This window comes from Acinetobacter sp. 2JN-4, from assembly GCF_003687745.1.
GTDB lineage: Bacteria > Pseudomonadota > Gammaproteobacteria > Pseudomonadales > Moraxellaceae > Acinetobacter > Acinetobacter halotolerans.
The window spans coordinates 251729-269461 of sequence record NZ_RDNY01000001.1 but is presented as its reverse complement, the minus strand read 5'-3'; the positions used below and the strand labels follow the sequence as shown (position 1 = coordinate 269461).

Here is a 17733-nt window from a genome sequence, read left to right as displayed (position 1 = left end):
GATGATCAAGCAGTATCATGAGGGGGGTGTATGCAAGCAGTAAAAACTACGCCATTGTATTATGGAAAAACACCTGCTCGTGGGGATTTCATTAAATCCAAAGGTCAATATACGTTGATTCAAGTGCTTGATCAGTGGATCACTGAAGCACTTGAGCATGCAATGCAAGCGCCTGAGTTTAAACAGCGCTACGAGGCTTTGCCTGCACTTGATTTTTTTATTGCAAATCCTTCGGAATCAATGTTCTTGGTCGCAAACTTGATTGCCAGCCAAGATAGCTCAGGACGAGCATTCCCGATGGTATTGAGTCAATTACTAGAGATTGAACAGCCTTATAAAAATCTGTTGCTTGCACCTTATTTTTATAAGTCGGTGTTGGTGGATTTATTTCAACGAAATCGAGTATTACGCAGTATCCGCGATACGGATGTGATGTTGGATAAGCTCAACAATTTACCCAATTTAGTTCAGGTTTTCACCGCATCAGAATGCAATAGTTTTTATGAAAATCATACACTGCATTCCTTTGCTCAATTGATGAAAATCAATGTCTATCAACTGGCACAAAGTATGATCGGCTTGGGGCTTTTGCTCCAGCCAATCTTAAAAAATGGTACCAGTCGTCTGAATAAAGTACTGATTTTGCCAATCAATAACCATATGTATTGCTATGAAATTGCTGCTTTTTGGGTGGGAATGATTGGGCGCTTTTTAGAAAAAAGTAATACAGAAATATTGATTGGTATCTTGCATCGGGAAGACCCTATTTTATTTATCGGTTTTCAAGGGGCAGATATTATGGCGCTAAGTGATCTGTTTACCCAGAATATTCAGAGTGATCATTGGGTATCTTTGATCCAAGCCGAGTGGATTGATGCTTATCTTGAGCAGAATGCAGGTCTTGCTACTTTAGAGCAATCATTGTGTCAACGTCAGTTGAGCCTTAACCAAGGTTTAAAGCTATTTCGACAAACTTTTTTAGATGAATAAATATGACAAATAATACGAAATTTATATTGGGTAGCTGTGTTGTCGGTTTATTGAGTTTAGTGCTGAGTCATATAGCCATCGCAGCACCGATAGTGGTTGAAGGTGTTGTTCCCAATGAAGCAAGCAAACAGGCGATTTTGGTTAAAATGCAGTCTGTTTATGGTGCAGATCAAGTGGTAGACAAGATTCAGGTTCGTCCTGTTTCAGCGCCAAATGGTTGGAGTGATTCAGTGACGCGCGTGATTACACCTGATCTAAAAAAAGTGAAGCAGGGACAATTACGTGTACAAGGGACTCAGATTGAGCTGACTGGGAAAATGACAAATCCAAATGAGATTCAACCTACAGCTTCAAATTTCCAGTCTTTAGTTCAACAGCCTTATCGGTTCAATGCCCAGCTTTCTGTAAATCTGGCTGAGCAAAAAGTCATTGATGATGCTTTGAAAGATCGCATCATTGAATTTGAATCAGGTAGTGCGATTTTAACTGATGCAGGTAAACGTATTTTGGATGAAATGGCCGTTGCTTTAAATAAGGTCGGTAGTAAGCAAGTCCGAATCATTGGGCATACCGATAGCTCAGGTGATGCCAATAAAAATACAATTCTGAGTAGGGAGCGTGCCGTTGCTGTACAAGATTATTTAGTCGCTAAAAATATTGCGACTGATCGTTTAAGTACAGAAGGTAAGGGCTCAAGCCAACCGATCGCAGACAATGCAACTGCTGATGGTCGCCGTAAAAATCGTCGGATTGAGTTTGAAGTACTTTAATTTTTTAGCATTAAAGATGCGAGGGATGTGATTATGGCAACACCCTATATTGTGATTGGTTGTCCAACAACTGGTGGTGGGAAGGTCATTTCTGGAAATAGTAGCTTCTTAATTGAGGGTATTCCGATTGCTTGTGTCGGTGATAAAGCGACTTGCCCTAAGCATCAAACGGTTTCAACGATTATTGCAGGTGATCCAAATATGCAGGTGATGGGAAAAGCGGCTGCACGAGTCAATGACCCTTTATCATGCGGATGTAAGTTGTTGCCGAAGCAAAATTTAGCTGTAAAAGGCTAGATTTCTCACTTATCGTTATTTTTAGCGACATTTGCCAGTGTACAAAACTGGCTAATTGTGGTTTTTAGTGTATCTTTATTAGGCGTTATGTTTGTGGAAACATAGCGAATCCGAGGAAGGTACATAGAACGCATATGAAGATTAAAGTAGCATGCTTTGCAACAATATTGTTTGCAGGAAATTTATCGTTAAGCGCAAATGTATTGGCGAGCAATACAGTAACGGTCTATGCAGCTGCAAGTCTGACGGATGCAATCAATGAATTAACTCAGCATTATCAACACGAAAATAAAGTCAAAATAAAAACCTCTTATGCAGGCTCTGCAACATTAGCCAAACAGATCGAAGCGGGAGCACCGGCGGACCTCTTTATTTCCGCTGATGTAGATTGGATGAATTATTTACAAAATAAAAAACGAGTCACGGCTCATCATCGGATCAACTTACTCAGCAATCGTTTAGTCCTGATTAGTCCAAAAGATCGTCCAATCAAGATTAAAATGCAAAATAGCTTTGATCCTCTGAGTGTGATTCGAGGTCGGGTTTGCACAGGAGATATCAGAAGTGTGCCTGTGGGACGATATGCAAAGCAAGCGCTAACATCGTTGGGCTGGTGGGGGAGCATAGAGCCCCGTCTCGTTGCAACGGAAGATGTACGCGCAGCTTTAAATTTCGTGGCACGTGGTGAGTGCCAAGCGGGAGTTGTTTATGCGACAGATGCGGCGATCACGAAAAAAGTGCAGATTGTGTCTGTATTTCCTGAAAATACCCATACACCGATTATTTATCCTGTTGGATTACTTAAGAACAATACAGAATCCGTAAAGTTCTATCAGTTTCTGCAAAGCCGAGAAGCAACTTCTATATTTAAAAAATATGGCTTTAGTGTACTGCCGCAATGATGCTTACACCTGAAGAGATCGAAGTCCTGAAGCTGTCATGTAAAGTGGCAGCAACTTGTCTCATTTTTAGTTTAATTCCTGCCACCTTGATTGCTTGGATATTGGCGCGAAAAGAGTTTTGGGGAAAATCACTATTAGAGACGCTGGTGTTTTTACCGTTGGTGTTGCCACCAGTGGTGCCCGGTTATTTACTATTGCAAGTTTTTGGAAACAATGGATTTTTAGGGCAGTATCTCGCACCATTCGGGATAGAGTTTGCATTTAACTGGAAAGGAGCGGTGCTTGCATCGGCAGTGATGGGGTTTCCGTTATTGGTACAATCGATACGACTTGCAATTGAACTGGTCGATCAGCGTTTAGAAATTGCAGCAAAGAGTTTGGGTGCTTCTTCATTTGGTGCATTTATGCAGGTGACTTTGCCATTGGCCAGTAGTGGTATTCTAGTGGGTAGTATTTTATGTTTCTGTCGAAGTTTAGGTGAGTTCGGTGCGACCATAACCTTTGTTGGTAACATTGCCAGTGAAACGCGAACCTTACCTTTAGCGATGTATAGTCTCATGCAGCAACCTGATACTGAAGCCGCCGTTTGGCGCTTGATTATTTTGTCACTGACCGTTGCCTTTTTTGCCTTATGGTTTGCACAGTGGTTCAATCGCTATCAGAAAAATAAGCGTGGTTATGCATGATGATGATTGATTGTCATATTCGTTTACAGCAAGGGCAATTTTATCTTGATCAGCGTTTCCAGTCCGATCATTCAGTCATTGGTTTGTTTGGTGCATCGGGTTCAGGAAAAACCACAATTTTGCACAGTATCGCTGGTTTAATCACGCCACAATCAGGTTGGATCAAGGTTCAGGATCAGACTTGGTTTGATCATGGTCAAAAGATTAATTTAACGACGCAACAACGCCGCGTCGGTTTGGTCTTTCAAGATGCACAACTGTTTCCACATAAAAATGTGATGCAAAATTTACGTTTTGGGTTTAAGCATATTCAGCCGCAGCAACGGCAGTTTGATGTGGACTATATTATTGAGTTATTAAAGTTAGGTCATTTAGTCGAGCGAATGCCGATTAAGCTTTCAGGTGGCGAGAAGCAGCGCGTTGCCTTAGGTCGAGCGTTACTTTATTCACCACATTTATTGTTATTAGATGAACCATTATCAGCCTTGGATGCAGCGCATAAGGCTGAGATTATTCCTTTTTTTCAGCAGGTAATACAGGATATTAAAATCCCGATGCTGTATGTCAGCCATGACAAAGCGGAGATCGAGCAGCTCACAGATGTGATGTGGTATTTATAAGAGATATAGCATTAATCCACACAGCGCAGATGCAAAAATCACGTACAGCACATTGATCTGGAATTTAAATAATGCAATTAAAGCAGCAAGAGTCATCAGTGCAGCTTCAAAATTAAATCCTTGCTCAAAACCATTAGGCCAAAGCACATGATAGCCAAAGAACAGTGCGAGATTTAAAATCACCCCAACCACGGCTGCTGTAATTGCGGTCAGTGGAGCTGTAAATTTAAGTTGGTTATGGGTGGATTCGATGACAGGTGCGCCCGCCAAAATAAATACAAAAGAAAAAAGAAAAGTGAACCACGTGACAATTACGGCTCCAATTGCACCTGCAAGAAATAAATGCTCAGTTCCCAATAATGCTGCATTGAAAGCGCCAAGGAAACCAACAAAAGCCACCACCATAATCAGTGGGCCGGGGGTACTTTCACCTAATGCAAGGCCGTCAATCATTTGCGTTGGGCTGAGCCAGCCATAATTCTCGATTGCACCCTGATAGACATAAGGCAGAACTGCATAAGCGCCACCAAAGGTCAGTAAAGCAGCTTTAGTGAAAAACCATGCCATTTGGGTATAAGTATGTTGCCATCCCAATGTTAAGGACAACATTAATATCGGCACGCACCATAATAATCCTGCAATGATTAAAATCTTGAATAGATTCGCCCAACGAAAAATAACATGACTGGGTGGCGGAGTATCATCATCAATTACCGCTGTACCATAACTTTTTGCGCTATTTGTATGCGCAGTTTGCTGAGCAAATAAGAGCGGATATTTTTTACTGGTCAGATAGCCCAATATTGCCGCACTGAGGATGATGATTGGAAAGGGAATATTAAAGAAAAATATAGAGATAAATGCTGTGCTGGCAATAAACCATAAAAACTTATTTTTGAGGGTGCGATGACCGATTTTATAGGTTGCATGGAATACGATTGCGGTGACAGCAGGTTTTATGCCGTAAAATAGCCCTGCAATAATCGGGACATCACCAAACTGGATATAAACCCAAGAAAGTAGGATCAGAATAAATAATGAGGGCAGGAAAAACAAAATGCCAGCAACCAAACCACCGATAGTGCGATGCATTAACCAACCAATATAGGTGGCCAATTGTTGCGCCTCTGGACCAGGAAGCAACATACAGTAATTCAATGCATGTAAAAATCTTTTTTCAGAAATCCAGCGCCTGCGTTCGACTAATTCTTGGTGCATTACGGCAATTTGACCGGCTGGACCACCAAAGCTAATAAAACCTAACTTTAGCCAAAATAAAAAGGCTTGCCAAAATGGAATCGTTGGAGCTTGGTTTGGTGCGTCAGCTTGTTGCATGATTTTTCTCAGAACGCTGTTGATTTTTTTACATACACGATAGCGCTTATGTACTGTAATAACAGCGAATTATAGGTGAGTTAGTTTTATTGGTCTTGTATATTTTGCATGTGTAGTTATTCAAAAAAATGAAAATGCCATAAATATTTGCACGGTTTTGATAGACCCTTTGCATAATTGTTTAGCCTCTTTGTATTTCTTCCATCAAGAGAAACAAAAGGGGCTTAGGGGAAATCTATAAGAAGAATGAATGTTTTATATACCTCAAAAGAATAAACAACGCATTTTTTCTTATTTTTAATAATAAAACATGGCGCATACCATAAGTCCTTATTATTGAAAGATCATCTCATTATGGGCCTCAAAAACCGCAAGCCACTTATTGTTACAACAATCGTCCTTGTGGCGATAGTTGTTTTTATTATTTATCAAAATCAAAAAGATGCTACATCAGTACAATCAAAAAATAACAAATCGGTGGTGATTGCTTATCAGACGGGTATTGATCCAACCAAAGTAGCACAGGCCAATGGTGATTATGAGCGTGATAGTCAGCAATCCATTCAATGGCGTAAATTTGATGCGGGCTCAGATGTGATCAATGCACTGGCATCAGGTGATGTGGTGATCGGAAATATTGGTTCAAGTCCATTCGCTGCGGCCGCCAGTCGTGATTTACCCATCGAAGTATTTTTAGTGACTTCAAAATTAGGTGGTTCTGAGGCCTTGGTGGTGAGTCATAAATCGGGGATTAAAACACCACAAGATTTAGTGGGTAAGACCATTGCGGTTCCCTTTGTTTCAACAACACACTACAGCTTATTGTCTGCGTTAAAGCATTGGGATATTTCAGAGAACCAACTCAAAATCATTAATTTACGTCCACCTGAAATTACTGCGGCTTGGGAACGTGGTGATATCGATGCCGCTTATGTTTGGGAACCTGCATTAAGCAAAATCAAAGCCAGCGGACAGGTACTTACCGATTCAAAGCAAGTCGGTGAGTGGGGCGCACCAACCTATGATCTTTGGGTGGTACGCAAAGATTTTGCTGAGAAAAATCCTGAATTCCTCAAAGCCTTCGTAAAAACCAGCTTGAAGCAGATCGAAGCCTATAACCAAGATCCCAAAGCCTTTCAACAAAATGCGGACAATATTCAGAAAATTGCGCAACTGACGGGGTCGGATAGCAAAGATATTCCATTACTGCTTTCAGGAAATATTTATCTAGATCGTCAGCAACAACAAGCGACGTTAGCGGGTGAGTTTGCCAAGAATATTTTTGATACAGCAACTTTCTTAAAAAGTCAGGGCAAAGTCGATCAAGTCAAGCCGAACTATCAGGGCAATGTTACCACCAACTTCTTACAGCCATAGGAGATCTAAATGAACGTATTAGTTGCTGAGCATCTTCATTTAACTTTTCCAAAGCAGACTGTGCCAGTACTTCAAGATATTAATCTCAAGATTGAAGAAGAGACTTTGACTGTTATTTTGGGTGAGTCCGGCTGTGGTAAAACAACATTGTTGAATATTTTGGCAGGTTTTCAAAAGCCAAGTTCAGGGCAAATTAAACTGGATGATGAAGTGGTGACTGCACCTGATGCACGCCGCGCTGTGGTGTTTCAGGATCACGCTTTGCTGCCTTGGTTAAATGTCTCTGAAAATATTGGTTTTGCTTTGCAGCTTAAAGGCTTAAAAGCACATGAAATACAACAGCAAGTTGATACGATTCTGAAAATTGTTGGCTTGAGCCATGTTGCCAAAGCTAATATTTGGGAATTGTCAGGGGGCATGAAGCAACGTGTTGGTATTGCACGTGCTTTGATTAGCCATGCAGCTTTTATTTTGTTGGATGAACCTTTCGCAGCATTAGATGCATTTACCCGTGAAACCATGCAGCAGTTGGTTTTAGATTTATGGATTGAACAAAATAAATCCTTCTTTCTGATCACACATGATATTGAGGAAGCCTTGTTACTGAGCAATCAACTGGTGTTAATGACGGCTCGTCCCGGCAAGATCGTGGAAACTTTAAAATTAGATTTTGCTGATCGCTATAAACGGGGCGAACCCATTCGTGCGATTAAATCCGATTCAAAATTTATTCAATTACGTGAGCAATTGTTTGAACGGTTACGTGTACAGAAACAAGCAGTAAATGAGGTGACTGTATGACGGGTCAAGCAAAAAATACAGTCTATGAAGTTACGAAGACTGCTGAGCTGCATCCATCCGAGCCCAAGCAATCAAGTTTCGTTCTGAATGCATTAGGAGGGTTTGTAGCTCGCCGCCGTAGTTTGATTCTTAGTTTGTCGAGTGTTTTGAGTGTATTGGCGATTTGGTATCTGATCACCACATTAAACATTGTCCCCAGCCTATTTTTACCGAGTCCGCAAGCGGTATGGCAGAAGTTCCTTGAAGTCAGTCAACAAGGCTTTATGCAAGCAACATTGTGGCAGCATTTGGCGGCAAGTATTTCACGGGTCTTGCTGGCTTTAGTCGCGGCGATTGCCATTGGTGTGCCTGTCGGTTTGTGGATGGGATTGAACAAATGGGTGCGTGCGCTGCTTGATCCGTTGGTTGAGTTATTGCGTCCGATTCCACCTTTGGCCTATTTACCTTTATTGGTGATCTGGTTCGGCATTGGTGAAACCACCAAAGTACTTTTGATTTTCTTTTCGATCCTTGCACCCGTGATTATTAGCAGTACCCATGGCGTGTTGAGCCATCAACTTAATCGTGAGCGTGCTGCTTTATCTTTAGGCGCGAGCCAGTCACAAGTATTTTGGCATGTGATTTTACCAACGGCGTTACCGCATATTTTGACAGGAATCCGTATTGGTCTGGGTGTGGGCTGGTCAACCTTAGTAGCATCGGAGTTGGTGGCAGCAGATCGTGGTATTGGTTTTATGGTGCAGTCAGCGGCGCAATTCCTGATCACCGATACTGTGGTACTCGGCATCATTGTGATTGCCATTGTCGCCGTCAGTTTTGAATTGTTTTTGCGTTGGTTACAACAGCAACTCTCGCCTTGGTATGGTCAACAGTTATAAGTGTGGATGTAAAAATGACGTTAAATCTTGAAATCATTAAACCAAGCATTGGTGCAATTATTCACGATGTAGATCTAAATACGGTTGATGAAAAGACCACCCAACACATTCAACAGGCGTTGCTTGATCATCATGTGATTTTCTTCCGTCATCAGCAGTTAGCACCACAAGCCCAAGCTGATTTGGCACGTGGTTTTGGTTCTTTGCATATTCATCCGATTTTTCCAACGGTGGAAAATGTACCTGAAATCATTGTATTGGATAGTTGGAAACAAGACTTACGTGACAATGAGTTATGGCATACCGATGTCACATTTAGCCAAAATCCGCCATTAGGTTGTGTCTTACAAGCCATCAAGATTCCACCAGTCGGTGGTGATACGTTGTGGTCAAGTGGAGCCGCTGCATTTGCTGCACTGGATCAAGACTTACAGCAAAAGTTGCAAGGCTTAACGGCTACCCATGATATTCGTCAGTCTTTCCCGATTGAACGTTTTGCACATAATGAGGTTGAGCGTCAAAAACTTGAACAAACATTTAAACGTAATCCTCCTGTCATTCATCCAGTGGTGAGAACCCATCCTGTCACAGGTCAGCCGGTTTTATTTGTGAGTGAAGGTTTTACCACGCGTATTAATGAATTAGATAAAGCCGAAAGTGCTGAGTTGTTACAGTATCTATTTGCGCATGCGACCAGTGAGCAGTTCCATTTACGTTGGCAGTGGCAGGCGGGTGACGTAGCAATTTGGGATAATCGTTGTACGCAGCATAAAGCTTTATTTGATTATGGTGATGCGCATCGGATTATGCATCGCGCCACCATTAATGGTGATGTACCGTTTTATCAAGCTGCAAGTTAAGTTTCTATTTTTCGGTTATTTAAAGCAAGCTTGGGATGCTAATGAGTCCTAAGCTTGTTTGTGCTTGAATGATAATCTGTTGAACATTTGACAAAAAATACATTTTTTTAGACCAAAATCCCTCTTTATAAAAAAATAAATTCCCTTAACGCTTTTGGCTATCGCATAATTTTGTTTAACTTTAAACATGCTTTATAACAGATAGTTAGAAAAAGAATTTAATAAGGGAATGTACCAATGTATCAGGTTGGTTGGGATAAGCAGGAAATTCAAATAAAACCCAAAGGCTACGCCATGTTTGGTTATGGCCAATGGTCACATCGTGCTTATGAAAAGCGAACGGCTTTATATGTGCGTAGTTTTAGCATCGTCGATCAGCAGCAAAATCGGCTTATTTTTTGCTGTCTCGATTTAGGCTGTATTACCCATGCCATGCGTAATCAAACGGTGACGAGGCTTCAGCAAAGCTTTGGTTCAGCGTTTAATGAAAATCAATTGGTCTTGACCGCAACCCATACACATTCAGGGCCGGGTGGCTGTGCACATGAAGCCTTGTATAACATGCCAACACCGGGTTTTGTGCCCGAACATTTAAGCGCGATTGTCGATGCGATTATTCTGAGTATTCTGACCGCCATAGAGCAAGAACAAGAGACTGAGATTTTCCTGACCACACAGAATTTTGCAGAAAATACACCTGTGGCATGGAATCGTTCAATCAAGGCTTATAACCGTAATCCTGATGTCATCCATTATTCAGAAACTGAAACACATTTGGCGATGAATCGTGAAATGCAACTGATCGGTTTTTATCGAGCGCAAAAATTACAATCCTTTATTTCTTTGTTTGGGGTGCATGCAACTTGTCTTGGAAATAATTTAAAAGCACATGATGGCGATAATAAGGGCTATGCCGCTGCATTTTCAGAGCAGTCTTTGATTGATCAGGGGATTCAAAATCCTGTCACGATTTTTGCGCAAGCAACTGCAGGCGATGTGTCTCCACATTTTCATGGCAAAAACCAACTCAAGATTCGAAACAAAATTAAAGGCGAACAAGAGTACCAATATGCACAGCAAAATGGACGTTATCAAAGTGAATTGGCTTTAGCGGCATTTCAGTATCCTTTGCAACAGATTAAGGGAGAAATTGATGGGGTATTGTCTTATGTGGATTTAAGCAATATTGAGATTCCGCCTGAGTTTGCTGCTGGGCACGTCGGTGCCAAAACCAGTCAACCATGTCATGGCGTTGCTTTTTTTGCAGGAACGCCTGTCGATGGACTCGGTGCGCCAAAGCCTTTAATCAAAGCGATGCAGTTTTTAGCCAATCAATTTCGAAAACAAAAAACCAAGCATCCTTTAGCATCTGATTTTACTGCCTATCAACAACTATATGCCTCACAAGGACCTAAGCAAATTTTACTAGAAGCAGGCGCAAAAAAGATTTTAGGGCAGCCGATTGGCTTTCCGCCGAGTATGCTTGATCCGTTGATTGCAGAAATGAATCGACAAGTCAAAGTAGGGGCAATACAGCAAAGTCCTTTAGTGCCGAGTGTTGTGCCATTACAAATCATTCGATTAGGTCAGTTAGCACTTGTATGCTGTCCGGGTGAGTTTACGACGATTGCAGGACAACGCGTTATTCATACTGTAAAACAAGTTTTGGCTGATCAGCCTGAGATAGATCGAGTTTGGTTAAGTTCTTATTGCAATGATTATATGGGTTATGTCACCACATATGAAGAATACCAAGAACAAGCTTATGAAGGTGGGCATACCTTATTTGGGCAATGGACACTTGCCGCTTGTCAAAGCAAATTCAAACATTTAGCAGAACAATTATTACAGCGGAAACATAAACGTAACGATGATCAAGGTTATGATCAAACGACGCGGCCAAAGCCGATTCCAGAACAAGAACTCGCAAAGCGAACCAATCACGGTAACTTAAAAACTGCCGTAGGCCAAGGAGAGGCAGTATGAATGAATTTAGTCAGGCAACTTGGTCGAATTGGTCAGGTTTTCAAAAGGCCTATCCTACGCAGATCTTACAACCAACCAATATTTTAGAGTTACAGCGAATTGTGCAAGACTATCCTAAAATACGGGTAGTTGGTGCAGGGCATTCATTTACGCCGTTGGTCTGTACAGATGCTTTGTTATTGTCTTTAGATCGTATAGCGGGTGTGGAGTCTTCAGATATTGACCGCTGTCAAAGTACCATCTATGCAGGAACACGGTTATACAACTTAGATCAACACTTACACCCGATCAATCAAGCCTTGATGAATCAGGGCGATATCGATCAGCAAAGTCTGGCAGGTGCAGTTTCAACAGGTACACATGGAACAGGCGCAGATTTGCATTGTATTTCGGCTTATGTTGAAGCCTTTGAGTTACTGACGGCTTCAGGTGAAATCCTAAAATGTAGTCGAAGCGAACATCCTGAAATTTTTGCCGCAGGACGTGTTTCCTTAGGCAGTTTAGGGGTTTTGACCAAGATCACCATGCAAAATCGTCCACGATATAAGCTGAAAGAGCACATCGAACTTTGTCCCCTCGAAGATATGATGCATCATATTCAGCAATGGAAGCATCAGCATCGGCACATTGAGTGTTTTGTATTTTCCTATGAAAAACAGGTGATGTTAAAAACCTTAGATGAAACTGATGAGAAGATATTGCCACGTAAAGAAAACTTCCCGTCGGATGATACTTTGCTGACCATGTGCTCTGAGCTCACCCGATTTTTCCCACCAATCAATCCATATTTGCAGAAGCTTTTAGGTGTACTGGTTAAACCAACAACTTACGTGGATTGGTCGAGTAAGATATTTCCAACGCCGCGAAATACCAAATTCAATGAAATGGAATATCAGATTCCTGTTGAGCAAGGCATCGAATGTCTAGATGAGGTTTTACATACCTTAAGAAATTATAAAGTTTCAACTTTTTTCCCACTCGAATTTCGCTTTGTCAAAGGTGATGATATTTGGTTGAGTCCTTTTTATCAGCAAGATTCGATTTCGATCTCAGTTCATCAATATCATAAACAAGATCCGAGTTTGATTTTTGATGTTGTTGAACCGATTTTGCAGAAATATAAGGGTCGTCCACATTGGGGGAAAATGCATAATATAACTACGACGCAGCTTCGTGCTTTATATCCAAAGTGGGATAATTTTATGGCCTTGCGTCAGCGACTTGATCCGCAAGCCAAGTTTTTAAATCCATATTTAGAAAAGTTGTTTTTGGGTTAAAGAGCGTTTGTATGGGCTGGAATATTTTTAGCGGAGTCATGCCGTATTCTCATCTAATTAAGGAATAAGCTTTCAGCTAGACTTACTTTGGTTTCGCCCTGAGAGGTGTTTAAAGCTTATTAAGGTGTATTTTAACTTCTTGCGCTTCGCTAACGCTACAGTCGCTTTGGCTTGCTCAGGTTGTAGATGACTTTTTCACGTATCGAATTGTATGTAAATTTTCTTTGATTGAAAAGGATAAAAAATGTTGGATCATTATTTTAAACAACTCAATTTCGATTTAAAAAAACAGAGGGTTGCGACACCACAACTCATCGTGGATGCGGCTGCTTTAAAACAAAATATCCAACACGTACAAGTGCGTTTGTCACATGCTCAGCACTTGAAAGCACGTTTGGTGGTGAAATCGCTTGCCTGTCTAGATTTATTAAAAATGTTGTCTGAACAGATCAATACGCAACGCTTTATGGTGTTTCACCAACCACATATTATTTCAATCTTAGAAAACTTTGCTGAAGCTGATATTTTATTAGGCAAGCCCATGCCAGCCCAAGCCACAGGTTATTTTTATGAAAAGTATTCCGAATGGTCACACGCCAAGATTCAGTGGCTAATTGATACCAAACAACGCCTACAGCAGTATTTGGAAATTGCTCAGGTATATTCAATTTGCTTAAACGTGAATATTGAAATTGATGTCGGCTTACATCGTGGTGGAGTGCAGTCCACCCAGCAACTTGCTGAAATATTGAAACTGATTCAGCAATATCCACAGCATTTAAAGCTATCAGGCTTGATGGGCTATGACGCACATGTCAATAAAATTCCAGCTATCATTAAAAAGCCTGAACTTGCGTATATAGAATCACAACAGATTTATGCAAATTATCAAAATCTCATTCAAAAACAGTTCCCAATGTTATGGAATGATGAACTTTGTTTTAATGGTGGTGGTAGTCCAACTTTCAGTTTTCATACTACTGAAAGTGTTTGCAACGACTTATCTTTCGGCTCTATGTTATTAAAACCAAGCGATTTTGACAGTGATTTTTTAAAAGCTTTGCAGCCTGCATTATGGATTGCCGCGCCTGTATTAAAAGTACTGCCTTTTACTCAGCTTCCTTCTATGTCTTTACTCGATAAATTGCCACATAAATCTAAGGCGTTGTTTATTTATGGAGGATATTGGCTAGCAAATTATGTCTATCCAAAACAATCACATCCGCATGTTTTATATGGACGTAGTAGTAACCAAGAGCTGGTTAATGTCCCGAAAGATTGTGATATTCAAGTAGATGATTTTGTATTTTTAAGACCGACACAAAGTGAGGCAGTTATCCCTCAGTTTTCTGAGTTACAGTTGTACAAACAGCATGTCTTTGAAACATGGGAAACTTTTCGAGAATAGCGGTAATGCAATAAAAAACCTTGTGATTTAGCACAAGGTTTTTGAATCAGAAGATACTTTATTGCTTTATGACCAGAACTGGAATGTGTGATTCAGTCAGGACTGTACGAGCAACACTACCGAGCAATAAACGTTTTACCCCAGTACGACCATGCGAACCCATAATAATCAAATCTGCCCCAATTTCATCAGCAACAAAAAGTATGCCTTCACTGGCCGAGCCATGATAAATTTTAGTGGCAACATTGATATCATTTTGACTAAATGATTGAGCAATGTCCTGTAACTGTGTTTTTGCATGTGCTTCAGCTTGCATAAAATGCTCAGTTATCGCAGGTGCAACTTGGTAAAAGTCCACGCCCACATAAGGATCAACTGCAACCACACTTAGCACTGTGACTTTTGCACCTGATAATTTCGCCAAAGACAGTGCATGTTCAACCGCCGCATAAGAAATTGGAGAGTCGTCCACAGGGACTAAAATATTTTGATAAGACATGGTTACTCCTTATAATTTATCGTTGTGATCATTTGGGTTTGTTGAAGACCCTAATATGTTGATAACATACTTAAGCCGCCTCAAGCAAATAAAAATAGGAACCTTTGTGTTACTCAGCTTAGATGCTTTTAAACAGCAAAAATTCGACAAGATAGCGAATAAAATAATCGCCGATCCTGAAACATATTTATGTTTTGATTCGGTTTCAGATTTTTATAAAGCGACGTGGTTAGATGAGTTTCCTCAAGGTACGACATGGTCAGCAACAGGCTTAGACGATGGAGCTGAACAGTTCTATGCTGTGATTGAATATGGTCATCATTATTTATCGATCAGTCGTACGACATCAGTTGCTGTAAAATTAGGCATACGAGAAAATCACAATAAGAATAACTAATCGGAGCAGTCACCAATTTTTGCTAGTTCAGACTTTGCGATTCAAATGAGAATGATATACTTCAGACGGTGATGAAATCCTAAATAAAACGAAATGGAAATTTAAAAATGGCACATCAATTTACGGTAAATGAAACAATTCATGGTGTTTCAATTGAAGAATTTTCAAGACTGGTTGCGAATACAGCTTTGCATGAAGCAGTGTGTAAACGTATTCCTGGGGAAAACTTAGAAATTATTGAATCTGCTATAAACGGTGATACTTATACGCTGCGCCGTGAATATAATCTTGATGTAAATATTCCAGATGTTGCGAAAAAGTTGTTAAAAAATGCATTCCGCTTAAAACGTTCTGATATTACCCATTTGAAAAATTTAACTTCAACGGTTGAGTTGGGTGCAAATTTACCTTTAGAAGCAAAGGGTGAGCGTAGCGTTACTGGTGACAGTGAGAAAGTAAATATCTCTTTGACTTGGACTGTAAAAGTAAAAGTGCCTTTGATTGGCGGTATGCTAGAGAGACATGCTGAAGGTGAAATTCGTAAATTTAGCCAACTTGAAATTGAAATTGTTGCTGATGAATTAAAGAAAAATCTTTAATTTAACTTAGATTAGAAAAAACGCTTCGTATCATCAATACGGAGCGTTTTTTTATTTTAGCGTGAAAATGATAGAAGCCACATGAAATATCCAATACTATGTTATTTACTATTTGATCAAGAATAAGGTCATTGTTATGAGTGTGGTTTTAGCTGTAGCACAGCGCGGTGAAGATATTTTAACCCTTAAAGCTGCAACCGTTGGGGATGGAGAGTTTAATAGTGAATGGTTGATGCAACTTGCTTCAGCGATGCATGCGACCATGCTTGAGCGTAATGGTGTTGGGATTGCTGCACCGCAGGTTTATATTTCAAAACGAATTATTATTGTCGCTTCACGTCCAAATATACGCTATCCGGATGCGCCTGAAATGGATGCGGTGGTAATGGTGAATCCTGAGATTCTAGCGTTTTCTCAAGCGACTTGTTTAGGTGAAGAAGGGTGCTTGAGTGTGCCAGATCAGCGCGGTGTAGTGGAGCGAGCACAAGCGATCAAAGTACGTTATTACACTTTGCAAGGTGAGGTGGTTGAAACCACATATGAGGGTTTTCCCGCGCGGATCGTTCAACATGAAGTTGATCATTTGGATGGTGTGTTGTTTGTGGAGCGGATGAGTTAGTTTGATGTATGGCATTTTAAAACATACTTTAAATTTACACGGTGTATGGCAACCTTTAAATTATTACAAAAGCTATAATTTCAATATTATCAGTAATCTGTACTATAAGACTTAATCTAAATTATAACTTGAAACATTCAAAGGCTAGATGACCATGAAAACTCCTCTTCCTGATTATTTGGCACATGTGATTGATGCCTGTGATATCGATAACGGTGGTCATCTAGCCGATTATATTCCTGAGTTGGCAAATGCAAATCCCAATCGCTTGGCGTTGGCATTGTCTACAGTAGATGGTGAAATCTATTCAGTTGGGGATGATGAGATTGAATTCACAATTCAATCGATGTCTAAACCATTCACTTATGCCTATGTGCTACAACAGCTTGGTATTGACGCTGTATTAGATAAAGTTGGGGTTGAACCATCGGGTGAGGCATTTAATGAAATTTCATTGGGTAAAGATCGCCGTCCTAAAAATCCGATGATTAACTCAGGTGCAATCACCACACATTCATTGATCCCCGCTAAAGAAAATTTATCTAGTGCAGAAATTTTACGGCAATTTTTGAGTGAGCTTGCAGGACGTGAACTGCGTTTTGATGATGCTGTTTATGATTCTGAGGTGAAAACTGCTTATCGCAATCTCTCGATTGGTTATATGTTGAGGACAGTCGGGATTTTGGAAACTGACCCTGTTGATATTGTGAATGGCTATATTCGTCAATGCTCGATATTGGTAACAGTCAAAGATCTGGTGCATATGGGCAGTGTTTTTGCCAATGGCGGTGTTGATCCCAAAACTGGAAAACGTTTATTGAATAGTGCTGTGGTACGACAAGTCCTGAGCGTGATGATGAGCTGTGGCATGTATGATGCAGCAGGTGATTGGCTCACGACTGTTGGAATTCCTGCCAAAAGTGGTGTCGCAGGCGGAATATTAGGTGTGTTGCCTGGTCAGGTCAGTATTGCTGCTTTTTCTCCGAAGCTCGATGAGCATGGGAATAGTGTAAGAGGAATCGATATTTTAGAACGGCTATCACGAGATATGGGTTTGCATCTGATGGAAGGCACACCTTCAGCACAAACCATTGTACAGAGCCATTATCGAACTGGGAAAAATGCATCATTAAGTGTGTATGTGCTTCGGGGCGTTTTGAAATTTACTGAAGCAGAAATGTTATTGCGTATTTTACAAGCCGAGCCGATTGATCAAAGCACAATCGTGATTGATTTGACTCAAATTTCAATCATTCATGATGTCGGTAAACGTATGTTCCTAGAGGGAGTCGATCGCTTGATTGATGATGGGCATACCTTGCTTTTGGTCGACCCTGAACAACGTCTAGATCATGCACGAACTCATAAAGATCGTGTCTTACATGTTTATCAGAACCTTGATGATTTGATTGAGAAACAGAAAGAGCTGTAA

General features: G+C 40.6%; 19 protein-coding genes. 17 read left to right on the top strand and 2 right to left on the bottom strand.

Going from position 1 to position 17733, the window contains the following annotated elements; translation table 11 throughout:
- Window positions 1–30 precede the first annotated feature (30 nt).
- The 6 genes from tagF (at window position 31) to EAH57_RS01405 (ending at window position 4265) form a co-directional block, all read left to right on the top strand.
- On the top strand, window positions 31–990 hold the full coding sequence (gene tagF / locus EAH57_RS01430) for a type VI secretion system-associated protein TagF (RefSeq protein ID WP_121928530.1): 960 nt from the start codon (window positions 31–33) through the stop codon (window positions 988–990).
- Between the two features lie 2 nt (window positions 991–992).
- Window positions 993–1760: an OmpA family protein gene (locus EAH57_RS01425; RefSeq protein WP_121928529.1), complete on the top strand. Its 768-nt coding sequence runs from the start codon at window positions 993–995 to the stop codon at window positions 1758–1760.
- A gap of 33 nt (window positions 1761–1793) precedes the next feature.
- A complete protein-coding gene (locus EAH57_RS01420) occupies window positions 1794–2057 on the top strand; it encodes a PAAR domain-containing protein (protein ID WP_121928528.1) in 264 nt (87 codons plus the stop codon).
- Window positions 2058–2191: 134 nt separating this feature from the next.
- Window positions 2192–2959, top strand: coding sequence for a molybdate ABC transporter substrate-binding protein (gene modA / locus EAH57_RS01415; protein ID WP_121928527.1), 768 nt, complete (start codon window positions 2192–2194; stop codon window positions 2957–2959).
- Window positions 2956–3645 (top strand): molybdate ABC transporter permease subunit, encoded by a 690-nt coding sequence (gene modB / locus EAH57_RS01410; RefSeq protein WP_004668992.1) that lies wholly within the window; start codon window positions 2956–2958, stop codon window positions 3643–3645. Before modA ends, modB begins: the two co-directional genes overlap by 4 nt.
- Window positions 3645–4265: an ATP-binding cassette domain-containing protein gene (locus EAH57_RS01405; protein WP_171407357.1), complete on the top strand. Its 621-nt coding sequence runs from the start codon at window positions 3645–3647 to the stop codon at window positions 4263–4265. The genes modB and EAH57_RS01405 overlap by 1 nt, the downstream gene beginning before the upstream one ends.
- Here EAH57_RS01405 and chrA read toward each other — a convergent pair.
- Window positions 4260–5600, bottom strand: a complete 1341-nt coding sequence (gene chrA / locus EAH57_RS01400; protein WP_121928526.1) for a chromate efflux transporter — start codon at window positions 5598–5600, stop codon at window positions 4260–4262. The genes EAH57_RS01405 and chrA overlap by 6 nt on opposite strands.
- A gap of 336 nt (window positions 5601–5936) precedes the next feature.
- On the opposite strand from chrA, the gene tauA reads away from it, so the two are divergent.
- The 7 genes from tauA (at window position 5937) to EAH57_RS01365 (ending at window position 14187) form a co-directional block, all read left to right on the top strand.
- The gene (gene tauA, locus EAH57_RS01395) at window positions 5937–6977 is read left to right on the top strand and encodes a taurine ABC transporter substrate-binding protein (protein WP_171407340.1); all 1041 of its coding nucleotides are present in this window, start codon (window positions 5937–5939) and stop codon (window positions 6975–6977) included.
- 9 nt (window positions 6978–6986) lie between these two features.
- Window positions 6987–7778 (top strand): taurine ABC transporter ATP-binding protein, encoded by a 792-nt coding sequence (locus EAH57_RS01390; protein WP_121928524.1) that lies wholly within the window; start codon window positions 6987–6989, stop codon window positions 7776–7778.
- Window positions 7775–8656: a taurine ABC transporter permease TauC gene (gene tauC, locus EAH57_RS01385; protein ID WP_121928523.1), complete on the top strand. Its 882-nt coding sequence runs from the start codon at window positions 7775–7777 to the stop codon at window positions 8654–8656. The genes EAH57_RS01390 and tauC overlap by 4 nt, the downstream gene beginning before the upstream one ends.
- Before the next feature lie 14 nt (window positions 8657–8670).
- On the top strand, window positions 8671–9516 hold the full coding sequence (gene tauD, locus EAH57_RS01380) for a taurine dioxygenase (RefSeq protein ID WP_121928522.1): 846 nt from the start codon (window positions 8671–8673) through the stop codon (window positions 9514–9516).
- Window positions 9517–9753: 237 nt separating this feature from the next.
- Entirely contained in the window at window positions 9754–11502 is a 1749-nt protein-coding gene (locus tag EAH57_RS01375) for a neutral/alkaline non-lysosomal ceramidase N-terminal domain-containing protein (RefSeq protein ID WP_121928521.1), read from the top strand.
- The gene (locus tag EAH57_RS01370) at window positions 11499–12779 is read left to right on the top strand and encodes a D-arabinono-1,4-lactone oxidase (RefSeq protein WP_121928520.1); all 1281 of its coding nucleotides are present in this window, start codon (window positions 11499–11501) and stop codon (window positions 12777–12779) included. The genes EAH57_RS01375 and EAH57_RS01370 overlap by 4 nt, the downstream gene beginning before the upstream one ends.
- A 244-nt stretch (window positions 12780–13023) precedes the next feature.
- Window positions 13024–14187 carry an alanine racemase gene (locus tag EAH57_RS01365; protein WP_121928519.1) on the top strand — a complete coding sequence of 388 codons (1164 nt, stop codon included), beginning with the start codon at window positions 13024–13026 and terminating at the stop codon, window positions 14185–14187.
- A 58-nt stretch (window positions 14188–14245) separates the two neighbouring features.
- Here EAH57_RS01365 and EAH57_RS01360 read toward each other — a convergent pair whose 3' ends face one another.
- Window positions 14246–14686 (bottom strand): universal stress protein, encoded by a 441-nt coding sequence (locus tag EAH57_RS01360; protein WP_004668980.1) that lies wholly within the window; start codon window positions 14684–14686, stop codon window positions 14246–14248.
- Between the two features lie 106 nt (window positions 14687–14792).
- On the opposite strand from EAH57_RS01360, the gene EAH57_RS01355 reads away from it, so the two are divergent.
- From EAH57_RS01355 to EAH57_RS01340, 4 genes are all read left to right on the top strand, one after another.
- Entirely contained in the window at window positions 14793–15083 is a 291-nt protein-coding gene (locus EAH57_RS01355) for a hypothetical protein (RefSeq protein WP_121928518.1), read from the top strand.
- Between the two features lie 107 nt (window positions 15084–15190).
- Complete coding sequence (locus EAH57_RS01350) at window positions 15191–15682, top strand: DUF2505 domain-containing protein (protein ID WP_121928517.1); 492 nt, start codon at window positions 15191–15193, stop codon at window positions 15680–15682.
- Window positions 15683–15818: 136 nt separating this feature from the next.
- Window positions 15819–16301, top strand: a complete 483-nt coding sequence (def, locus tag EAH57_RS01345) for a peptide deformylase (protein WP_121928516.1) — start codon at window positions 15819–15821, stop codon at window positions 16299–16301.
- Between the two features lie 154 nt (window positions 16302–16455).
- A complete protein-coding gene (locus EAH57_RS01340; RefSeq protein WP_121928515.1) occupies window positions 16456–17733 on the top strand; it encodes a glutaminase in 1278 nt (425 codons plus the stop codon).